This is a genomic window from Luteolibacter sp. SL250, from assembly GCF_026625605.1.
In the GTDB taxonomy this organism is placed as follows: domain Bacteria; phylum Verrucomicrobiota; class Verrucomicrobiia; order Verrucomicrobiales; family Akkermansiaceae; genus Luteolibacter.
This window is the reverse complement of the sequence record NZ_CP113054.1, coordinates 1,359,597-1,376,552: the sequence shown is the minus strand read 5'-3', so window position 1 is coordinate 1,376,552 and position 16,956 is coordinate 1,359,597. Positions and strand designations below refer to the sequence as shown.

Here is a 16,956-nt window from a genome sequence, read left to right as displayed (position 1 = left end):
GGGATGGTCCACGGCGCTCCGTTCAGGTTGAGGTTTGTCCGATCAGCGGTTCTCAGGACGTGAAAGCACTTCGACTTTCACAGGAACCACTCCGCGCTTCTTGAAACCGATGCGCTCGGCGACGCCGATCGTCACATCGATCACACGTCCACGGGTATAGGGACCGCGGTCGTTGATCGTCACTACTTCGGACTTGCCGTTGGCTTCGTTGGTCACGCGGACCTTCGTGCCCATCGGAAGGGTCTTGTGGGCCGCGGTGGCTCCGTGATCCGTCAGACGCTGGCCGCTCGCGGTGCGGGTGCCACGGTTCGTACGGATGGAATACCACGAGGCTTTGCCACGCTGGACGGATGCCACGTTCCAGCTCTCCGGCGCTTCCGCGCTGGAGTTCTTGGAGGTCGCACTGGTTGATGCGCAGCTTGGAATCAGGAGGACGCCGGCTACTGCCAGGGCCACGGATTTGAAACTCCGGGTCAGGTTCATAGTCATTGTTTTCTGGTTGCCCCGCCGTCGGGGGGGGCGGGGGCAAATAATCCAGCCCGACCGTCCGGACAAGAAAAAATTGCCCCATCACTTTTTGGATGAAACCCCGCCAAATAAGGGGTTTCAGCGGAACTCATTCATATACCTTAACTATTTTCTCGTCATTTTGGCCCCACGATTGCTATCTTGGCTGACATGATTGGTCACCGGATGCCATCGAGCCGTGATCGCTTCACCCGCTCCGATTTTGACTTCATGACGGCCATCCTCGCCCCCGGCGAAAAGAGGCCATTCCTCGCGAAACTCTGGGACGATCCGGAGGCCCTCCGCGAGATCCTCGACCTGAAGGAAGTCCTCCGCGGACTGCTGGATTCCCCCTCCGCCCTCCAGGTTTCCCCCTCGTTCTACTTCTACGTGCTCGTCCGCCACGCCTTCCTCGGCGCCAACCTCACGGATCCGGATGTGGCGGACTATGTGGCCGGCCTGCTGGCGAAGCGCATCTGCACGAATGCCGGCGATCCGCTCCAGGACATCGCCCACGGCTTCACTCACGCCGCCGACTTCATCGCCATCATCTCCTCCGCCCACGGCCGCATGCGGTTCCACCTGCAGGTCGCCGCAGGGAACCACTTCCTGGTCCTGACGGGCCTCTACCCGGGATTCCTGCAAGGCCGCTGCGACCGCCGCGGCTCCCCGGACCTGGCGTTCTATGAATCCTTCGCCCGTCAGGCCTTCCGTGGTGCCGCCGACAATCCGGAGGCCCCCACCAGCGCACCGCGCCACCTGCTCGGCAGCCTGTCCGAAGCCCTGCCCGACGCCCGCCGCTCCCTCAACCGCATCGCGGAGGAGTTCGTGTTCCTCGGGGATTGATGGAACCGCCGGAGCGGGATCAGACGACCCCACGTTTCATCCTGAAATACGCTGCCAGCGCGGCGATGAGCGCACCCCCTGCGGCGAGCCATGGCCAGAGGGGTGTTCCGTCGGCGGAATCCTTTGCTTCGCCATCCGGAGCGGAAGTGTTCTTGGATGATCCGGCGGCGGCGCCGGTTGGGCCTTGTTTCCGTCCAGTCTCCTTCTGGATACGCTCTGCGGCCCGCTTGATGTCGGTGGCGACATCCACACGCCCGATGGATTCTAGCTTAGCGGCGACCTTGAGAGCTTCCTCCGCATTGCGGAGATCGCCGAATTTCTGGAGCGCGGGTGGAATGTATTTGGGCGTATATTGTTGCAGTATCTCCAACCGATCCACTTCCGGGGAATGAAGGAATATGAGGATGGCCTGTAGTGTTTCCGGCGACTCCAGATCGACGAGCTCCCTAATCAAGGTGCCGACCCAACTTTTGCTTCCTGAAATAACCCGAGGGATCGCTTGCCGGTCGATGCGTTCAATGGACATTCCGACCGCCTCCTGCAGCAACCGGATGGCTGCTGCGGTGATCCTCGGATCGTTTCGATCTTTTCTGATCGTGGCGGCGAGCAATGCCACCTCTGTGGCCCCCATTTCATATTGGCGTGGATCCCCGATGATTTCCGCCAGCGGAGCTTCCCAATCCCGGGAATCCTCTTCGATCTTCCGTCGGGTGATCGAACTGTTCCGATCCACATTCAGGCCAACTTGCGATGAATAGATAATGTAATCCTTGACCTCTTGATGGAACTTGACGGGGTCGCCGGATGCGGGGAACTCGACGTGCTCCGGAAGTTTCGGCTCCTGACCAAGGCACACAAGCAAGCTTGATAAATAAACGAGGATAGCCGTTTTCATAAAAGTTCAGGGATCGACCAGTAGCGATTGGAGGAACATCTGCTCCTGCATGCGCTTCAGGCGTTTGGAGGAAGAAAGGGTATTGAGATTGAAAGTTCCATCTTTCATCAAATTGTGCCCCACCAATGGCGGACTTTCGCCACCGTAGTTGGCCAATCCTGGATGTCCTACGTAGCCCGGATTAGGCGGTCCGTAGTGGCCTGCTTTGGTCAATATATGCCCGGCTTCATGCGCGATGGTAAACCACGCCCTTTGGTTCGGCTGGTTTCCACCGGGATCTGGAACTTTCACCATATCTTCCCCTGAAAGAAATATGCAATTTGCGAGCTTTTCTTTGCCTAGTGGCTGGTGAGCTCTTGGATATGCTCTTCCTTTCTCTGGGCCTACAAAATTCCTGACAACAAACATCGTGATTTCCTTCTTCAAGTTGTCGGCAACCGCCTTGTCCACCAGAGCGGAGGCGTCAGGATGAGGGCCGTTGTTACTACCAGTGGTAATCCAGAGTCCGATGTTATTCTCATTCTGGATGGCGGAGGGTAACGCCATGCTCACGATATTGAAGTCGAAATCCACACCGACCTGCGCGTAGCGTTCCTTCGCCACCTTGTTGAACGCCTCGATGTCCGCCAGATATTCGCCGGTGTTCCCGACCATGATGATGGTGCCGACCAGACGCTTTTTCACCTTCACCGGCACCTTCATGCTGAACGGATAGGTCATCGCACCGATCTTGATCGAATTGATCTCCACATCTCCATCCAGCATCACCTTGTGCGTGCGGGGACCGCCCGCCAGCGCATCCACTTCGTCGGAGACAAGAAGCTGCGACAGCGATTCCTGCCGGGAGGAGTTCGCCGTCAGCAGCACCTCTCTTGGCGCGGAGTTGTATGCCGCTTCCGGATTCACCGTCCTGATCTTCGCGATGACCGCCTTCCCGCCCAGCCGCGACGGGATCCTCACATGGAACCGGTGGGGATCCAGGTCGATGTCCAGCACACCCTCCGCGCTTAGTGAACGCTCCATCTTCGCCACCTTCAGTTCCTCCGCGCCGAACAACTGGCCCTCATGGATTTCCAGCTCATTGTGATTGAGAGCGGGAGTCACCACCTCCACCGGGATGAGCAGCGCGTTGGACGTCGCCCCTTCATCACCGATCCAGATCAGCCCGGACGCGGTAATCTTCTTCGGCACCCGGTCCGCCAAGGATTGCATTCCGGTGGCCGCTTCCAGCGTGTGCCACCGCGCGTTGCGCCAGATCGCACGGCAAGGATTGATGATGGGAAATCGCGGGCCATCAAGAAACACCAGAGTGGATCAGGTTCGGGCGCGTTTCATCCTGAAATACGCCACCAGCGCGGCGATGAGCGCCCCCCCGGCGGCAATCCATGGCCACAGGGGCTTTTCGCTGGCGGATTTCGTTGCTTCGCCATCCGGAGTGGAAGCGTCATTGGATGATTCGCCGGTTCTTCCGGTTGAGGTGGCTTGTTTCCTTCCAGCGTGCTTCTTGATGCGTTCCACGGACCGTACGATGTCATCGGCAATATCTGCCTTGCCTTTTTCGCGAAGTTTTTCGGAAAGTATTGAGGCCGCTTCGATGTGATTTGGATTACCGTATTCCTGAAGCGCGGAAACAACGTGGTCCGTCGACTTGCTTTCCGTTAGATTAATACGCTGGTCGGCTGGTGAAATCATGAAATCAAGGATAGACTGGAGGATTTCAGGTGAACCAGATTCGAGGGCACCGGGTATGAACCCTGCTAGCCCGGCACGGATCAACGGATAGTCGGATTTACCTTGTGCTGCATAGCGGCTATATCTTTCTTCCGCATCCTGAATGCACGCACTCAGCAGTGGTGGAAGGGCGGCGACGATCCTAGCGTCCTTTGCTTTGCCCCTGAAACGTGCCGCCTCAAAGGCCAAAAATGATCGATTGATTCCGTAATCTTGTGGTTTTCTCATCATTCGCGCGAAGGTCTCTTCCCAATCGCGTTTATCTTCCTTCAGCAAATTTTCATTGGTGCGGTCGTAAACATCTCTTAGTCCGCCGGAGCTTGATCGGGCGATTATAAACTCTTCCACTTGGCGGGAGAACTCATTGGGATCTTCCGATTCAGGATAAATCGTTGCCGAATAGACACCGGATGAGATAACCGAGGTGTATATCAGCAGGAATTGAAAAATACGGAACACTTTCATTTATTTAAATCATCTAAGCTTTTTTTGATCTTCTTTTCCTGTTCGATGGTAAGTCGCTTCGGCCCATCCAGTGCATCAACTGGATCGGGGTTTTCTTTCATCAGATTCTGCCGAATCTTGTATAAAGGAAGATTCGTCCTCCGTATTCGCCGCCGTAGTGACCATCATTGGTGAGCAAGTGACCCAATTCGTGACCTAAAGTATATTTTCTAGGATTTCCCGGATCCTGTGGGTTCTCAATGATATGCTCAGCTGATAGGACCGCCCTATTCGTGTATGGCTGGTCGATTGGAGCGGTGTATTTTTTGGTGAATGCACGACCGGCGACATCACCTCCAGTTATTCTGTTCACGACAAAAAGAGTGAACGTCCGCAGACCGACACCTTCCGTTGAATCCGCCAATGCGATGACATCCTTCATATTCTGGTGAATAAGATTACCTCCGCCGTAATGATTATTTGCCACGCCATCGTCATGATGAAAATCATCTTCATTTATCGTGGTCGGTGCGGGTATCGATTTCGTATCAACATCCAGATGGATTCCAGACTGAGCAAATCGCTCTTTGGCGACCTTGATAAATTCGGTGAACTCTCCCTGATAGGCACTCGCCGTCCCGACGAAAATCACCCTCACTTCGGCGATCCTTTGCGGCTTTACCCGCACTTTCATGCTGAGCGGATATTTAACCGATCCGATCTTGACCTCGCTGATCTCCACATCCCCATACGGCATGATCCGGTGGGTCCGGTCACCCGGTTGTTCGTCCTGAACGTCCGCGTTGTCGTCCACCTCGTCGGACACCAACAACTGCGATTGCGATTCCTGCTGGAACGGGTTCGCCGTCAGCGGGATCTCCGTCGCCGGATCCAGGTTTCCAACTGTCCCAAGCTTCGCCGTGACCGGCTTTCCCCCGAGCCTTGATGGGATCCGGACATGGAACCGATGCGGATCGGCGTCGATGTCCAGGACCCCATTCTCGTCTAGCGAATCCTCCATCTTCGCCACCTTCAGTTCCTCCGCGCCAAACAGGCGGTCGAAGATCTCCTCCTCTTCGTGATTGAGAGCGGGAGTCACCACCTCCACCGGGATGAGCAGCGCGTTGGACGTCGCCCCTTCATCACCGATCCAGATCAGCCCGGACGCGGTGATCTTCTTCGGCACCCGGTCCGCCAAGGATTGCATTCCGGTGGCCGCTTCCAGCGTGTGCCACCGCGCGTTGCGCCAGATCGCACGGCCCTGCGCTCCGTCGCCGATGCCGTTGCCCTGGCGGTCGAACGCGAGAACGCCGGTGAGGCTGGCGATAGGATCGAATCCCTGTCCCTTATGAAAGCGGAACGGCCGGCCCTCCTGCCCGATGCCCCAAGTGGCCGCAGTACCGGGAAGATCCGGAAGATCGCTGATGCTTTCCAGATCATACGGCAGCACCTGGGTGGGCGCGGTGCCGCAAAGGATGTGGTTGAGTTCCGACGCACTGACACGGTTCTTGATCATGATCCGTCCGCTGCGGGTGATGACCGGCTCCGGCGGCAACGTGCAATCGTGGAAGAGATGACCGTTCATGGAGCCCGCCGTCAGATCCGTGGTGGTCCGGGTTTCCACGGCCAGATTGGACCGGGGGTAGGTGGGACCAGGGGAAATCACCTGGTGGGTGAAAACCGCCTTGGTCACCGGCGGATCAATGCCAGCGTGGAAGCCCACCGCATGGCCCTCCGTGGACGAAGGCTCCTCCACGCTGCCCAGGTAGCCGTGGTTTTCCCCCAGCATGGTGCAGGAGTGATACTGCTCCTGCTGCCAGAGGAAGGCCAGTCGTGCGTGGCCGGAGCGCGTAGGTTGCTCCGCGTTCCCGGCATGTTCCTCCAACGTGTAGTCCACATCCGCGATCACGCTGCCATCCTCCGCGATGGCCTTCATCACCACTGTCATCGTGATCGTGCGGTTGGAAGGGGTGCCGGGACCCGGCAACGGTGGGGTGCCGGCGGTGTGGGTGGTGGAGGGATTCGGGTTCCATTCCGTGACCCTGAAGTTCAACTGGAAGTTGCCCGGCACGAACATGAGCGGCTTGAGCCGTGCCGCGCCCTCCGCCGAAGGGTCCCATACCAACCCCACCGGATCGGTGGCGTAGTTCACCACCGGCGTGGTGCGGGTGAGGAGGATCCTCCCGGAATCCGAGACATCCACCGCCTTGAAGCCGGCGGTGGCTCCATCCACGGGGATGTGGAGGTACTTCGCTTCCGGCGTGCGGTACCAGTCCACCTGCCCGTCGAACGGCGAGGCATCGTAGGGATCGGTGTGTCCGGAGCCGTCGCTGTCCGGGATCACGGGAGGCTCTTCCGGGGTGGGGGGATTCCCCCCGCCCGGAGGATTCACCAACGCCATGATGGAGGCGGAGACGAGCGGGTTCTCGGCCATGACGACAAGCTCCCACGGCGAGAAGGCTCCACCCGGGTTCGGCTGGTCCGCCACCTCGCACCGGAAGAAACTCCGTTCCGCCAGGGTGTTGGTCTGCGCATCGAGCGGCGAGACATCGACCATGAGATGCGCCCCGTTCCCCGCCATGGGGTCCAGCGGGGTCCAACTGGCAGAGGAAAGGTCCGGACTGGTGGAGAGGGTGTAGGTTTTCCCCGGCAGGGACCACGGCACGGCCAACCGGAAGGTGTCCGGCGGCCACGGCGCGGGGACGATCTCCATTCCGTGAACCCCCAGCGGAGGCAGCCCGGAGAACGGATCGGTCCCGGCGATGCTTTCCACCAGGTTGCTCCTGCCATCACCGTCCGCGTCCTCCTGAGGGCCGAAAGGGGTGGCAGCGGGGAAGAGTTCGAGCTGGTGGTGGAGCAGCTCCCAAACATCGCTCATGCCGTTGCCGTTGCTGTCGAAGGCATGGACCGGTGCGGCGGCGAGGACGGAGAAGACAACGGCCAGGGGAAGCGCGCGGTCTCTCACCGGGTGCCCCCTTCCCGTGCGGCGCGGATGGCGGCCTCATCCGCCCGCCAGTAGCGCATGGCGACGGGTTTTCTTTCCGGAGGATTGGCGGCCCTTTCCGCAGCCGCGGCGGCGGCTTGGGCCAAGTACGCCTCATACCGTGCGCGCAGCAACGGCGGGTCCCGGCGGTAAACGTCCAGCAGGACCCGCATGTACACGCTGGCCCCCATCACCAGCGTATGGACGGGTCTCGAATCGGGCGTTTCCTCCACGCTCTCCGCTTCGGCAACCGGAGGAGCAGACTGAGAGAGCATAGCAGGAGGGAGGGCCAGACGCTGATCCTCCATCGCGGCAGGATCGAGTTTCTGCAACGTCACATCCCTCAGGCCGTCATGGACGGTGCGGGTGGAGAGGATGTCCTGTGGCAGTACCTCCAGCGCGGGAAGCCCTGATGAGGAAGGTTCCTGAGCGCAGGCAAGCCACGGAGGCGAGAAGCAGAGCAAGAGAAGGGGGAGGGATTTCACAATAAGAGGGGACAGGTAAATGAGCGACTACCGAATACGGCCAATGAATAGCTTTTGTGCTATATATATAGCGCAAGTTAAAAATGACTCCGGCTTCCTCGACCGTTGAATCAACATGGAGGAATGCCTCCACGGAAAGGACGCCCGCTTACATCCCCGGCCATCGAGCCGGAGGATCCGGGCGAACTATTCGTTCACAAAATCAAAGCTATTCTTCGGGAGGAGCGTCTGAAAAGAGGTATCGATTTCAGAACCTTGGGGTCGTTGTGCGGCGTTTCCCACGGATATCTGGCACTCGCTGAACGCTCGGACGTGCAACCCACATTGCTTGTAATCAAGCGTTGGACCACCTGCCTTGGCCTGTCACTAGGAGATGTGATCCGAAGAGTTGAATCATAGCTCTTCAAACTTACCTGGATGCTCCTACCGCGTTTTGCTTCACCGCGTCTCCTGCCACTTCGCGCGGGAGAGCCGCCAGATGCCGTCCTTCTCCTTCTTCCAGTCCAGCTCCACCTCATACAGGCCGTCGGCCGGACGGTAGGCAGGAAGCGCGACGATGGCCTCGATGGTGGCGTTCACCCGCGCCTCTTCGCCATTGATGGTGATGGTGTGGTACTCCACCACCTCGAACTTGGTGAAGTTGGCGATGCGTGCCAGCCCGCCGAAACCGCTCTCGATGTCCGTGCGCTGGTGGACGCCGTTCGCTTCCTCGATGGTGGGTGTCTCCAGTTCCAGTTCGTCGGCGACGAGACCGCCCAGTCCCAGCGAACTCAACTGCCGGGCGTTCTTCCCGCCGGTCTCCTCCATGGTGAGGATGGACATCAGCTTTCCGGTGCGGCGCTTCACCACCTGCTCCGGCGCGAAAAACCAGAGAAGCACGGCGACGACGGCCACCAGGGCGACCACTGGGATGAGGAGCTTTTTCATGGGTGTGCCGCGTGGTTACTTCTTCTTGCTGGGGTCGTAGAAGATCCGGATGTCCGCCTTTTCCGTTCCGAGGAGTTCCTGCGCCCGCTTGAGCGCGTCGCGGGTGGAGAGGTTCGGGTTGCTGGGTGAGTTCAGGAAAAGGTTGGTCTCCCCTTCCTCCCGCTTGCATCCTTCCTGCAGCGCGGCGAGGACGCCGGAGTTCTTGAGCAGAAGATACACCTCCCGCGACGCTCCGGAAATGAGAAGATGCAGGCCCCGCGCCCGCATGAAGCGGATGAGATCCTCCAGCGCCATCACGCTGGTCGCATCCAGATGACGGGCGTTCCGCAGCCGCAGGATGATGACCTGGATCGCCGGGTCCGAGACGATCCGCTGGATCTGCGTGCGGAAGAGGTCCGCCGCGCCGAAGAACAGGTCACCCTCCACATGGACGATGGAGATCGCCGGGATGGGCCGGCCTTTCTTTTCCGCGATGGCCCTCAGTTCGCCCTCGTCGTTGAATTCATACTCGATGAGGAAAGGCCGGCTCGCCTTCCGCAGGAACAGCATGATCGAGATCGCGACGCCGATGAAGATGGCGACGTGCAGCGGGGCCAGCAGGGTGGCGAGGAAGGTGACCACCAACACCAGCGCATCGTCCGGGGTGGAGCGCAGGCAGATGCGGATGTTCTTCCGGTTATAGAGTCCGATGGACAGGGCGATGACCAGCCCGGCCAGGGCCGCCTTCGGCACGAAGTTGATGAGCGGGGCGCCCCACCCCACGGATGCGGCGATGAGCAACGCGGCGCCCAGCGTGTAGATGCCCGTGAACAGCGAGGCGAAGCGCGTGCGCGCCCCGGCCTCCAGGTTCAGCGTGGAGCGGGTGAGTGAGCCGGACGCGGGCATGCCGCCGGCGACGGCGCTGGCCAGGTTCGCCATTCCTACGGAGAGCATGTCCTGGTTCACATCCGCACGATCCCCCGTGCTGGAGGCCAGCGTCTTTGCCATCAGCGTGTTTTCGAGTGACGCGAGAAAGGAAATGGCGAGCGCCACACCGAGCAGGGAGGAAACGTCCCGGAAGAACCCCTCCCGCCCGAAATCCGGCAACTTCGGGATCAATTCGGAAAAGGTGAACGTTTCGAACACCGCCGCGCCACCGAACGGACCGACGGAAAAATGGATCAGCACCCCGAAGATGGCTGACGCCAGTGCCAGCGCGATGGCGAAGGCCGGGAACCGTGGGAACCATTTCCGGATCGCCAGATAGATGACCACCGTGGACAGGCCGATGAGCAGCGACATCCAGTCCGTGTGCGGCAGCGCCCGCACCAGTCCGTAGAGCATGCCCGCGAAGGTCGCTGACGACTGCGACCCCATCTCCCCGGACACACCCAGCAGCGTGACCATCTGGTTCGCCATGATGAGGGTGGCGGCCCCGGTCATGTAGCCCACCAGCACGCTGCGGGAGATGTACTGCAGCAGGTCCGCGACGCGGAAAGTGGCGCCCAGCACGGCGAACACCCCCACCATGCACACCAACAGCGGCATCAGTTCATGCCAGCGCCAAGCCAGCTCCGGATTCACCGAAAAGAAGCTGAACAACATGAACGCCGTCGCGTTCGTCGGCCCCAGCATGGTATGCCGTGACCCGGCGAAAAGCGGCGCGATGATGGCGGCCACCGCCGCGCAGACGATGCCATAGACCACCGGCAGCCCGGCGATGGCCGCGAAGGCGATGGCCTGTGCCACGGACAGCATCGTCACGCTCAGTGCGGCCCGTGCATCCCACTTCGCCTTCTCAAGGTCGTAGGTCTTCGCCGCCGTGAGGAAGGGCGTGAGGCTGATGTGGTCGGAATCGAGGAAAGCGCGGATGTTTCCGCTGAGCTTCTTGACCAGTTTCCGCGTGTTCATCCCTCGGCCACCATGTTACTTGAACTTCGCTCTCCGGAACAGGAATAACCCGACCAAGACACAAAGAACGTTCGGCAACCAAAGCGTGACCGTCGCACCGAGGTCCGTTTCGAACTCAGCGGAAAAAACGGAAAAGAGGAAGTATCCCGCGCCCAGCAGCAGACTGAGCACGAGCCCGGTGGAGGTGTCCTTCCGGCGGCTCTTCAGCCCCAGCGGCACCGCCACGAACGCGAAGGCGAAGCACGCCATCGAGAAGGAGAACCGCTTGGTGATCTCAGAGCGGAAATCCACCTGCTTCCGCAACTCCAGGTCAGGCTTCGCCCGCAGGTACTGGCGGATCTCCGCGTTGGTCATGGAGTTCGCCTTCTTCCGTGGTGCCTTCCAGTCATAGGGAAGCACCAGCGGCTCCGCCGCACCACTCAGACCGATGTTCGGCGGACCGTTCGCCTGCTTCGCTTCGAAAAAGGCGTTGAGCAACCGGAGGCTGAACTGGCGTTTCTCGTTGTCCACCTTGATGGAGGCACCTTCCGCGTGGACGTAGGTCCTTTCCGATCTCGCTTCTTCCCCATCCTCCCCGTCCTCCAGTTTCCTGTTCCAGTACAAGTGGAAGCCGGCCAGATCATCGCCCTTCTTCCCCTCTACGAACAACAGGTTCGAACCGCTCTTCGACTCCTTCAGGAATGCCTGCACCTTGCCGGGGTCCAGCAATGCCCGGGGATCCTTCTTCACCTCATCCATCGCCAGATCCTGAACGGATGCCTTTGCCAGCGGCACCACATTCACGTTCAGATACAGGCAGACACCGGATAGCGCGGCGCCAATGATGAACACCGGCAGCGCCAGCCGGGGCAAGCTCATCCCCGCGACCCGGAAAGCGGTAACTTCATGGTCCGTGGAAAGCCTGCCAAAAACCAGCAGCACCGCCGTGAGGAATCCCCAGGGAATGGTGAACATCAGCGAAAACGGCAGGACGCTGATGACGAAACGCACCAGCAGCATCGGTGGAGCCTTTTGCTCGACCAACAGGCTGCGGATCTCCTTGAAAAGACTGCCCAGAACCAGAACCACGCTCAGCACGAGCACGGCGTAGATCGTGCCAAACAGCACTTGTTTTCCGAGATATCGGTCAGAAATCCGCATGGGGTGCGCCGACTCTGGCCGTTGGCGGCGAAGGTGTCCAGAAAGAGAACACACCAAGACCGAGGCCCCCGGAACAGACCGGGACATCAGGTTCCTGCAAGACTTCCCGGCGAAACCAAGCCGGTTGAAGCCAGAGCTCCGCGTCGTCATCCGCAGGGCAAACCGCCATTCCTGTCTGGAAAGCCCCGGAAACAAAAAAGCCAAAGGGCGCGGATCCGGGATAGCATTTCGGATTCGCGCCCCTTGGGAGATTTTCCGCAGTCACTCGCTCCAGCTCCCCCACAATGGATTCCCCCCGGTCTCCGATTGCAGTTTATGAGCTTAACAAGGCTGCGGGCGCGGATGTCGGCTGTCTTGGGAACGACCAGCACCTCGCGGTTGATTAGTAACTAATCCAAACTTTCATTTAGATCAAAGGTTTTATGATGGTTCCGGGGAAATGCGGAATTTTTATCAAACCGCATCCACCGGCCCCTCCAGCCCGGAATCCTGGAAATCCATTTCCCGCACACGCTTCCGGTCCCGCTGCAGCTCAACCTGTTTGCGGAGTTGTTCGCGCAGCTCCATCCCGCCACGGACGGCGGGGATCTCCAAGGTTGGCTGGGAGCGGTCGGAGGTTTCGAGGATGACGGAAGCCAGTCCCGTCAGACGCATCCACCACGGACGCACCATCAGCATGTCCTTCACCCGGTAGAGCTCCACCTCGTCCAGCTTCTGGTTGATCACCCCCTGGGTGATCTTGAGCCGCTCCGTGGTCAGCTCGAACCCCTGGCAACGCACGGTGAGGTATTTCCAGATGATCCATGCCAGGGGGATGAGGAGGGCGGCGAACACCAGCGGCATGAAGATACCGCCCGCGATGATACCCGCCGCCAGCACAATGGCCCCGGTGAAGTTCCAGAGATTGAGCCACTGGGACGGACTGCCTTTCCAGAGAGAGGATTCTTCGCTCACGGGGACATCCTGCCCCCGCAGCGCATCTTTCATCAAGTGGATTCAAAAACCGCGGATGAGTGCGGATGAAATGTCCACGGGGTAGCGGAATGGCTGCGCCATTCCGGCTGGGACAACCCCACGCGGTTCCCACGACTCCGCCTGGTGCAAAGATGTCATCCATGACGCGTCGGGATCGGAACGTCGCACCCATCCACCCAGCCGTAGTGGCGCAGCCATCACGCTACCACGTATATTTGAAATTCCATCTCACCTGCCCAGCGACTTCCGGATGAACTCCGGCTTGTCGGTAGTGATGGCGTCGACCCCCGCCTTGACCCATCTTTCGGCAACGTCGGCGTCATTCACCGTCCATACGGCGAGCAGCAGACCGTTCTTTTTGATCGCCGCGGTGTCCTCTGCATCCATCGGGAAGCCGTGGTTCAGATCCAGGCCATCCATGCCCGCGGCCTTCGCCTGCGCGGCCAGCTCCTTCACATCCGGATAGGTTTTTTCCTTCGTCTGCTTGTCCGTCTTCGCCCCCACGATCCACAGCTTCCGGATGTCCGCGAAAAGCGGCTTCGCCGCGACCAGGTTCTCCAGCTTGAAGTCGATGAGGAAAATCTCGTCCTTCGCCTTGCCGCTGGCGTCGATGACCTTGCGGAGTTCCGGCAGCACCTCCGCGCCGCCCTTGATCTCGATGTAGATGGTCTTCCCTGCCGGAACGGCAGCGAGGGATTCGTCCAGCGTGGGGATGCGCTCGCCCTTCCACTTCGGGTCCTTCCATGACCCGGCGTCCAGTTTGGACAACTGCTCCAGCGTGCTTTCCCGCACATCCAGCTCCTGGCCGGCTGTCCGCTTGGTGGTCTTGTCATGGATGGTCACCAGCTTCCCGTCCTTGGTCAGATAGATGTCCACCTCGTTGCCATCCGCGCCTTCCTTCCAGGCTTCCTTGATGGAGGCGACGGTGTTCTCCGGTGCGGCGGCGGACGCACCGCGGTGGCCGATGATGAGCGGCGCGGCGGAGGAAAGGGAAGTCGCGGTGAAAAGGGCCGCCATGAGATGATGGATGGTGTGTTTCATAACAGGATGGGTTGGGAAGTTTGGATGTCTATTTTTTCCGGATGAGGGTCATGGCGCTGAAGACCATGGTCAGCACGCAGCAGACGGTCATGGTGGCGAACACGCCGCCCCAGCCCCAGTGGTCGGAGATCCAGCCGACGCCGGTCCCCGCGATGGCCGCGCCGAAGACGTAGCCGAAAAAGCCGGTGAAACCCGCCGCGGTGCCGGCCGCATTCTTCGGCACCAGTTCCAGCGCGTGAAGGCCGATGATCATGACTGGCCCGTAGACGAAGAAACCGACGGTCCCGAGCGCCACGTAGTCGATCCACAGCGGACCGTTCAGGTTCGCCCAATAGACGAGGATGCCCACCAGGGTGAGGGCCATGAACAGGATGGTCGCCGGGGCGCGCCTGCCGCGGAACAACGTGTCGGAAACCCAGCCGCAGAGGATGGTGCCGGGGATGGCCGCATACTCGAACAACGCCCACGCCGTGCTGGACTGGCCGAAGGAGAATCCCTTCGCCGTTTGCAGGTAGGTGGGGATCCAGTCCACCACTCCATACCTCACGAAATAGACGAACGCGTTTGCCACGGCGATGGCCCACAACAGACCGTTGTTCAGCACATGGCCGAAGAAGATCTCCCGGAAGCCGAGCGTCCGCTCATCCTCCTCAGAGTAGCTCTCCCCGTCCTCGCCCTTGTACCGCTCGATTGGCGGCAGTCCGCAGCTCTGCGGCGTGTCCCGCATCAGGAAGAAAACGACCACGGCGACCACCGCGGCGATGATCGCGTTGAAATAGAATTTCGCGCCCCAGTCATGGAACAGGATCACACCCAGCAGCGCGAACTTCGCCACCAGCGCGCCGCCCACGTTGTGCGCCACGTTCCACACCGACACCACCCGTCCGCGTTCCTTTTTGCCGAACCAGTGGACCATCGTCTTTCCGCACGGCGGCCACCCCATCCCGTTCACCCAGCCGTTCAGCGTCTGCAGCGCGACGATGAGCACCAGCGATGAATAAATCCCCTTCACCCAGCCGAAGGAGGCGATGACCATCGCGGAAAGGATCAGCCCGAGGGGGAAGAACCACTTCGGATTGCTGCGGTCGGAAACCGAACCCATCACGAACTTCGACAGCCCATAGGCGATGGACAGGCCGGTGATGGCGGTGCCTAGCTGCGCCTTCGTGTAGTCCGGATACGCCTTGAGGATGTCCGGCATCGCCAGCGCGAAGTTCTTCCGCACCAGATAGTAGGCGGCGTATCCCACGAAGATGCCGATGAACACCTGCATCCGCAGCTTGCGGTAGGCGGGATCAATCTGCTCCTGCGGAAGAGGTTGCGCCGCGGGGGCGGGTTTGAGGAATGGCAGCAGGCGGGAACTCATGGCAGGGAAAGTCGCCCGGACATCGCCATGGCGTTTCCAGACTCAAAAGGATCGTAATGATGGCAATCCCCAAATTCAGACGATCCCGCCAGCGATTCCCAAGCGAATCCAAGCACACACCTGCTCCAAACCTAACAACGCCCCATTTCCAAGACGAAGTCCAACTTCAGGCCGCCGGTTCCAAGCAATCCCACTTGGGTTTGCTGGTGATTTTTTTCCGCATCCCCCGATACACCCCGCAGCCGTAAGATCCCAGAAATCCCGCGGCCAGCCCTCACTTTTTCCGCAAGGAAACGATCGTGTGACCGCTCATCTTCGTGGCCAGCCAGATGGCGATGGGCAGCCACAGCAGCACGATCGACAGGGAGAGTCCGGCAGCAGGGTGGAATCGCTCCGGCGAGAATAGCGAGCTTCCGGTCGGATTGATCCGATCCGCAAGATAGTTGATCGGCGCCATCATCAGAATGAAGCAGAAAGAAAGCCAGAGGTAGCGCAACGTCAGGATCCAGAGTGCGCGCCATTTCGCTAAAATGCCGTCTTTCCCTGAACCCCGTCCATCATTTGCGTTGGCGGACGGCGCGTCGCTTGGTTTTCGTGGAACCGGATGCGGGCTGACGAAGGCGGGCTGATTCATGGGGCAGAAGCGTGGACGGGCGAATGACGGGAAAGACCACGTCGCTTATCCATCAATCGAACGAAAAACGCGAGTCACTTTTGCACAGTCGGTGGGCGCATGGATCTGGTTTCCTTTTCAAAGTAGCACCCGAATGTGACGGCGCAGCCATCCCGCCACTCCTGGGAGCCGCATCAGGGCTCCCCACCCCATCCAGTGGAACCGATCCTCTTGCACGGCCCGGCTCACCCCAGGAACCCCGTCAGCGGACTCGTGGCGTTGGCATGGTCGCTGGTTTCCGGCAGGCCCATTTCATAGGCATCCCGACCGGCCTCGACGGCCTTCCTGAAAGCGATGGCCATCCTCGACGGGTCCGCCGCGATGGCGATGGCCGTATTCACCAACACGGCATCCGCGCCGAGCTCCATCGCCTCCGCGGCGTGGCTGGGCGCGCCGATGCCCGCGTCCACCACGACCGGCACCGTGGCCTGCTCGATGATGATGCGGATCTGGTCCCGCGTGGCGATTCCGCGGTTCGAGCCGATGGGAGCGCCGAGTGGCATGACGGTGGCGGTGCCGACTTCCTGCAGGCGCTTCGCCAGCACCGGGTCCGCATTGATGTAGGGCAGCACGGTGAAGCCTTCGTTCACCAGAATCTCCGCCGCCTTCAGCGTCTCGATGGGGTCCGGCAGCAGGTAGGTGGGGTCCGGGTGGATCTCCAGCTTCACCCACTTCGGCAGGCCGGCGGCCTCCGCCAGCCGGGCCAGGCGCACGGCCTCCGCCGCGTTCATCGCGCCGCTGGTGTTCGGCAGCAGCAGGTATTTCTCCCCATCCACGTATTCCAGGATGTTCGCGTAGGGATCCTTCGCGCCCGTCAGGTCCGCGCGCCGCAGCGCCACGGTCACAATCTGGGTGCCGCTCGCCGCCAGAGCGTCCCTCATGGATTCATTCGAGGGAAACTTTCCCGTCCCCAGGAAGAGGCGGGAGGAAAACTCGCGGCCGGCGATGATCAGTGGCGAAGACATTACGCGGGGATGCTGGGGCCGCCCTCGAGAACTTTCAAGCCCCCCTTGAACCTCGAACTTTGAACGTCCAACATCGAACATCGAAACA

The 16,956-nt window shown here is 60.4% G+C and carries 15 protein-coding genes; 1 reads left to right on the top strand and 14 read right to left on the bottom strand.

Annotated features, from left to right (window positions below; all coding sequences use genetic code 11):
• Positions 1–42: 42 nt before the first annotated feature.
• Positions 43–483, bottom strand: a complete 441-nt coding sequence (locus OVA24_RS06060) for a septal ring lytic transglycosylase RlpA family protein (protein ID WP_267674296.1) — start codon at positions 481–483, stop codon at positions 43–45.
• Positions 484–693: 210 nt separating this feature from the next.
• Here OVA24_RS06060 and OVA24_RS06055 point away from each other — a divergent pair, with 210 nt between their 5' ends.
• Positions 694–1,353: a hypothetical protein gene (locus OVA24_RS06055; RefSeq protein WP_267674295.1), complete on the top strand. Its 660-nt coding sequence runs from the start codon at positions 694–696 to the stop codon at positions 1,351–1,353.
• A gap of 19 nt (positions 1,354–1,372) precedes the next feature.
• Here the strand turns inward: OVA24_RS06055 and OVA24_RS06050 are convergent, their stop codons facing one another.
• The 13 genes from OVA24_RS06050 to OVA24_RS05990 all read right to left on the bottom strand — a co-directional run bounded on the left by OVA24_RS06050 (position 1,373) and on the right by OVA24_RS05990 (position 16,868).
• Positions 1,373–2,248, bottom strand: a complete 876-nt coding sequence (locus OVA24_RS06050; RefSeq protein WP_267674294.1) for a hypothetical protein — start codon at positions 2,246–2,248, stop codon at positions 1,373–1,375.
• Positions 2,249–2,254: 6 nt separating this feature from the next.
• Positions 2,255–3,352 carry a hypothetical protein gene (locus OVA24_RS06045; protein WP_267674293.1) on the bottom strand — a complete coding sequence of 366 codons (1,098 nt, stop codon included), beginning with the start codon at positions 3,350–3,352 and terminating at the stop codon, positions 2,255–2,257.
• Between the two features lie 210 nt (positions 3,353–3,562).
• Positions 3,563–4,444, bottom strand: a complete 882-nt coding sequence (locus OVA24_RS06040) for a hypothetical protein (protein WP_267674292.1) — start codon at positions 4,442–4,444, stop codon at positions 3,563–3,565.
• 100 nt (positions 4,445–4,544) lie between these two features.
• On the bottom strand, positions 4,545–7,388 hold the full coding sequence (locus OVA24_RS06035) for a hypothetical protein (protein WP_267674291.1): 2,844 nt from the start codon (positions 7,386–7,388) through the stop codon (positions 4,545–4,547).
• Positions 7,385–7,891 carry a hypothetical protein gene (locus tag OVA24_RS06030; protein WP_267674290.1) on the bottom strand — a complete coding sequence of 169 codons (507 nt, stop codon included), beginning with the start codon at positions 7,889–7,891 and terminating at the stop codon, positions 7,385–7,387. Before OVA24_RS06030 ends, OVA24_RS06035 begins: the two co-directional genes overlap by 4 nt.
• 438 nt (positions 7,892–8,329) lie before the next feature.
• Positions 8,330–8,818: a hypothetical protein gene (locus OVA24_RS06025; protein ID WP_267674289.1), complete on the bottom strand. Its 489-nt coding sequence runs from the start codon at positions 8,816–8,818 to the stop codon at positions 8,330–8,332.
• 15 nt (positions 8,819–8,833) lie between these two features.
• Positions 8,834–10,708: a SulP family inorganic anion transporter gene (locus OVA24_RS06020; RefSeq protein ID WP_267674288.1), complete on the bottom strand. Its 1,875-nt coding sequence runs from the start codon at positions 10,706–10,708 to the stop codon at positions 8,834–8,836.
• A 15-nt stretch (positions 10,709–10,723) separates the two neighbouring features.
• Positions 10,724–11,848, bottom strand: coding sequence for an LptF/LptG family permease (locus OVA24_RS06015; RefSeq protein ID WP_267674287.1), 1,125 nt, complete (start codon positions 11,846–11,848; stop codon positions 10,724–10,726).
• Positions 11,849–12,301: 453 nt separating this feature from the next.
• On the bottom strand, positions 12,302–12,835 hold the full coding sequence (locus OVA24_RS06010; protein ID WP_267674286.1) for a PH domain-containing protein: 534 nt from the start codon (positions 12,833–12,835) through the stop codon (positions 12,302–12,304).
• Positions 12,836–13,051: 216 nt separating this feature from the next.
• Entirely contained in the window at positions 13,052–13,864 is an 813-nt protein-coding gene (locus OVA24_RS06005; protein ID WP_267674285.1) for a glycerophosphodiester phosphodiesterase, read from the bottom strand.
• 28 nt (positions 13,865–13,892) lie between these two features.
• The gene (gene pgtP / locus OVA24_RS06000; RefSeq protein ID WP_267674284.1) at positions 13,893–15,230 is read right to left on the bottom strand and encodes a phosphoglycerate transporter protein PgtP; all 1,338 of its coding nucleotides are present in this window, start codon (positions 15,228–15,230) and stop codon (positions 13,893–13,895) included.
• Positions 15,231–15,504: 274 nt separating this feature from the next.
• Positions 15,505–15,864 (bottom strand): hypothetical protein, encoded by a 360-nt coding sequence (locus OVA24_RS05995; RefSeq protein ID WP_267674283.1) that lies wholly within the window; start codon positions 15,862–15,864, stop codon positions 15,505–15,507.
• Between the two features lie 224 nt (positions 15,865–16,088).
• A complete protein-coding gene (locus OVA24_RS05990; RefSeq protein ID WP_267674282.1) occupies positions 16,089–16,868 on the bottom strand; it encodes a thiazole synthase in 780 nt (259 codons plus the stop codon).
• Positions 16,869–16,956: the final 88 nt, after the last annotated feature.

Bases quoted from the DNA above. Each gene is read 5' to 3' on its own strand.
- OVA24_RS06040 (WP_267674292.1), bottom strand. From the start codon at position 4,444: ATGAAAGTGTTCCGTATTTTTCAATTCCTGCTGATATACACCTCGGTT.
- OVA24_RS06060 (WP_267674296.1), bottom strand. From the start codon at position 483: ATGAACCTGACCCGGAGTTTCAAATCCGTGGCCCTGGCAGTAGCCGGC.
- OVA24_RS06050 (WP_267674294.1), bottom strand. From the start codon at position 2,248: ATGAAAACGGCTATCCTCGTTTATTTATCAAGCTTGCTTGTGTGCCTT.
- OVA24_RS06005 (WP_267674285.1), bottom strand. From the start codon at position 13,864: ATGAAACACACCATCCATCATCTCATGGCGGCCCTTTTCACCGCGACT.
- OVA24_RS06010 (WP_267674286.1), bottom strand. From the start codon at position 12,835: ATGAAAGATGCGCTGCGGGGGCAGGATGTCCCCGTGAGCGAAGAATCC.
- OVA24_RS06020 (WP_267674288.1), bottom strand. From the start codon at position 10,708: ATGAACACGCGGAAACTGGTCAAGAAGCTCAGCGGAAACATCCGCGCT.
- OVA24_RS06015 (WP_267674287.1), bottom strand. From the start codon at position 11,848: ATGCGGATTTCTGACCGATATCTCGGAAAACAAGTGCTGTTTGGCACG.
- OVA24_RS05995 (WP_267674283.1), bottom strand. From the start codon at position 15,864: ATGAATCAGCCCGCCTTCGTCAGCCCGCATCCGGTTCCACGAAAACCA.
- pgtP (WP_267674284.1), bottom strand. From the start codon at position 15,230: ATGAGTTCCCGCCTGCTGCCATTCCTCAAACCCGCCCCCGCGGCGCAA.
- OVA24_RS06055 (WP_267674295.1), top strand. From the start codon at position 694: ATGCCATCGAGCCGTGATCGCTTCACCCGCTCCGATTTTGACTTCATG.
- OVA24_RS06025 (WP_267674289.1), bottom strand. From the start codon at position 8,818: ATGAAAAAGCTCCTCATCCCAGTGGTCGCCCTGGTGGCCGTCGTCGCC.
- OVA24_RS05990 (WP_267674282.1), bottom strand. From the start codon at position 16,868: ATGTCTTCGCCACTGATCATCGCCGGCCGCGAGTTTTCCTCCCGCCTC.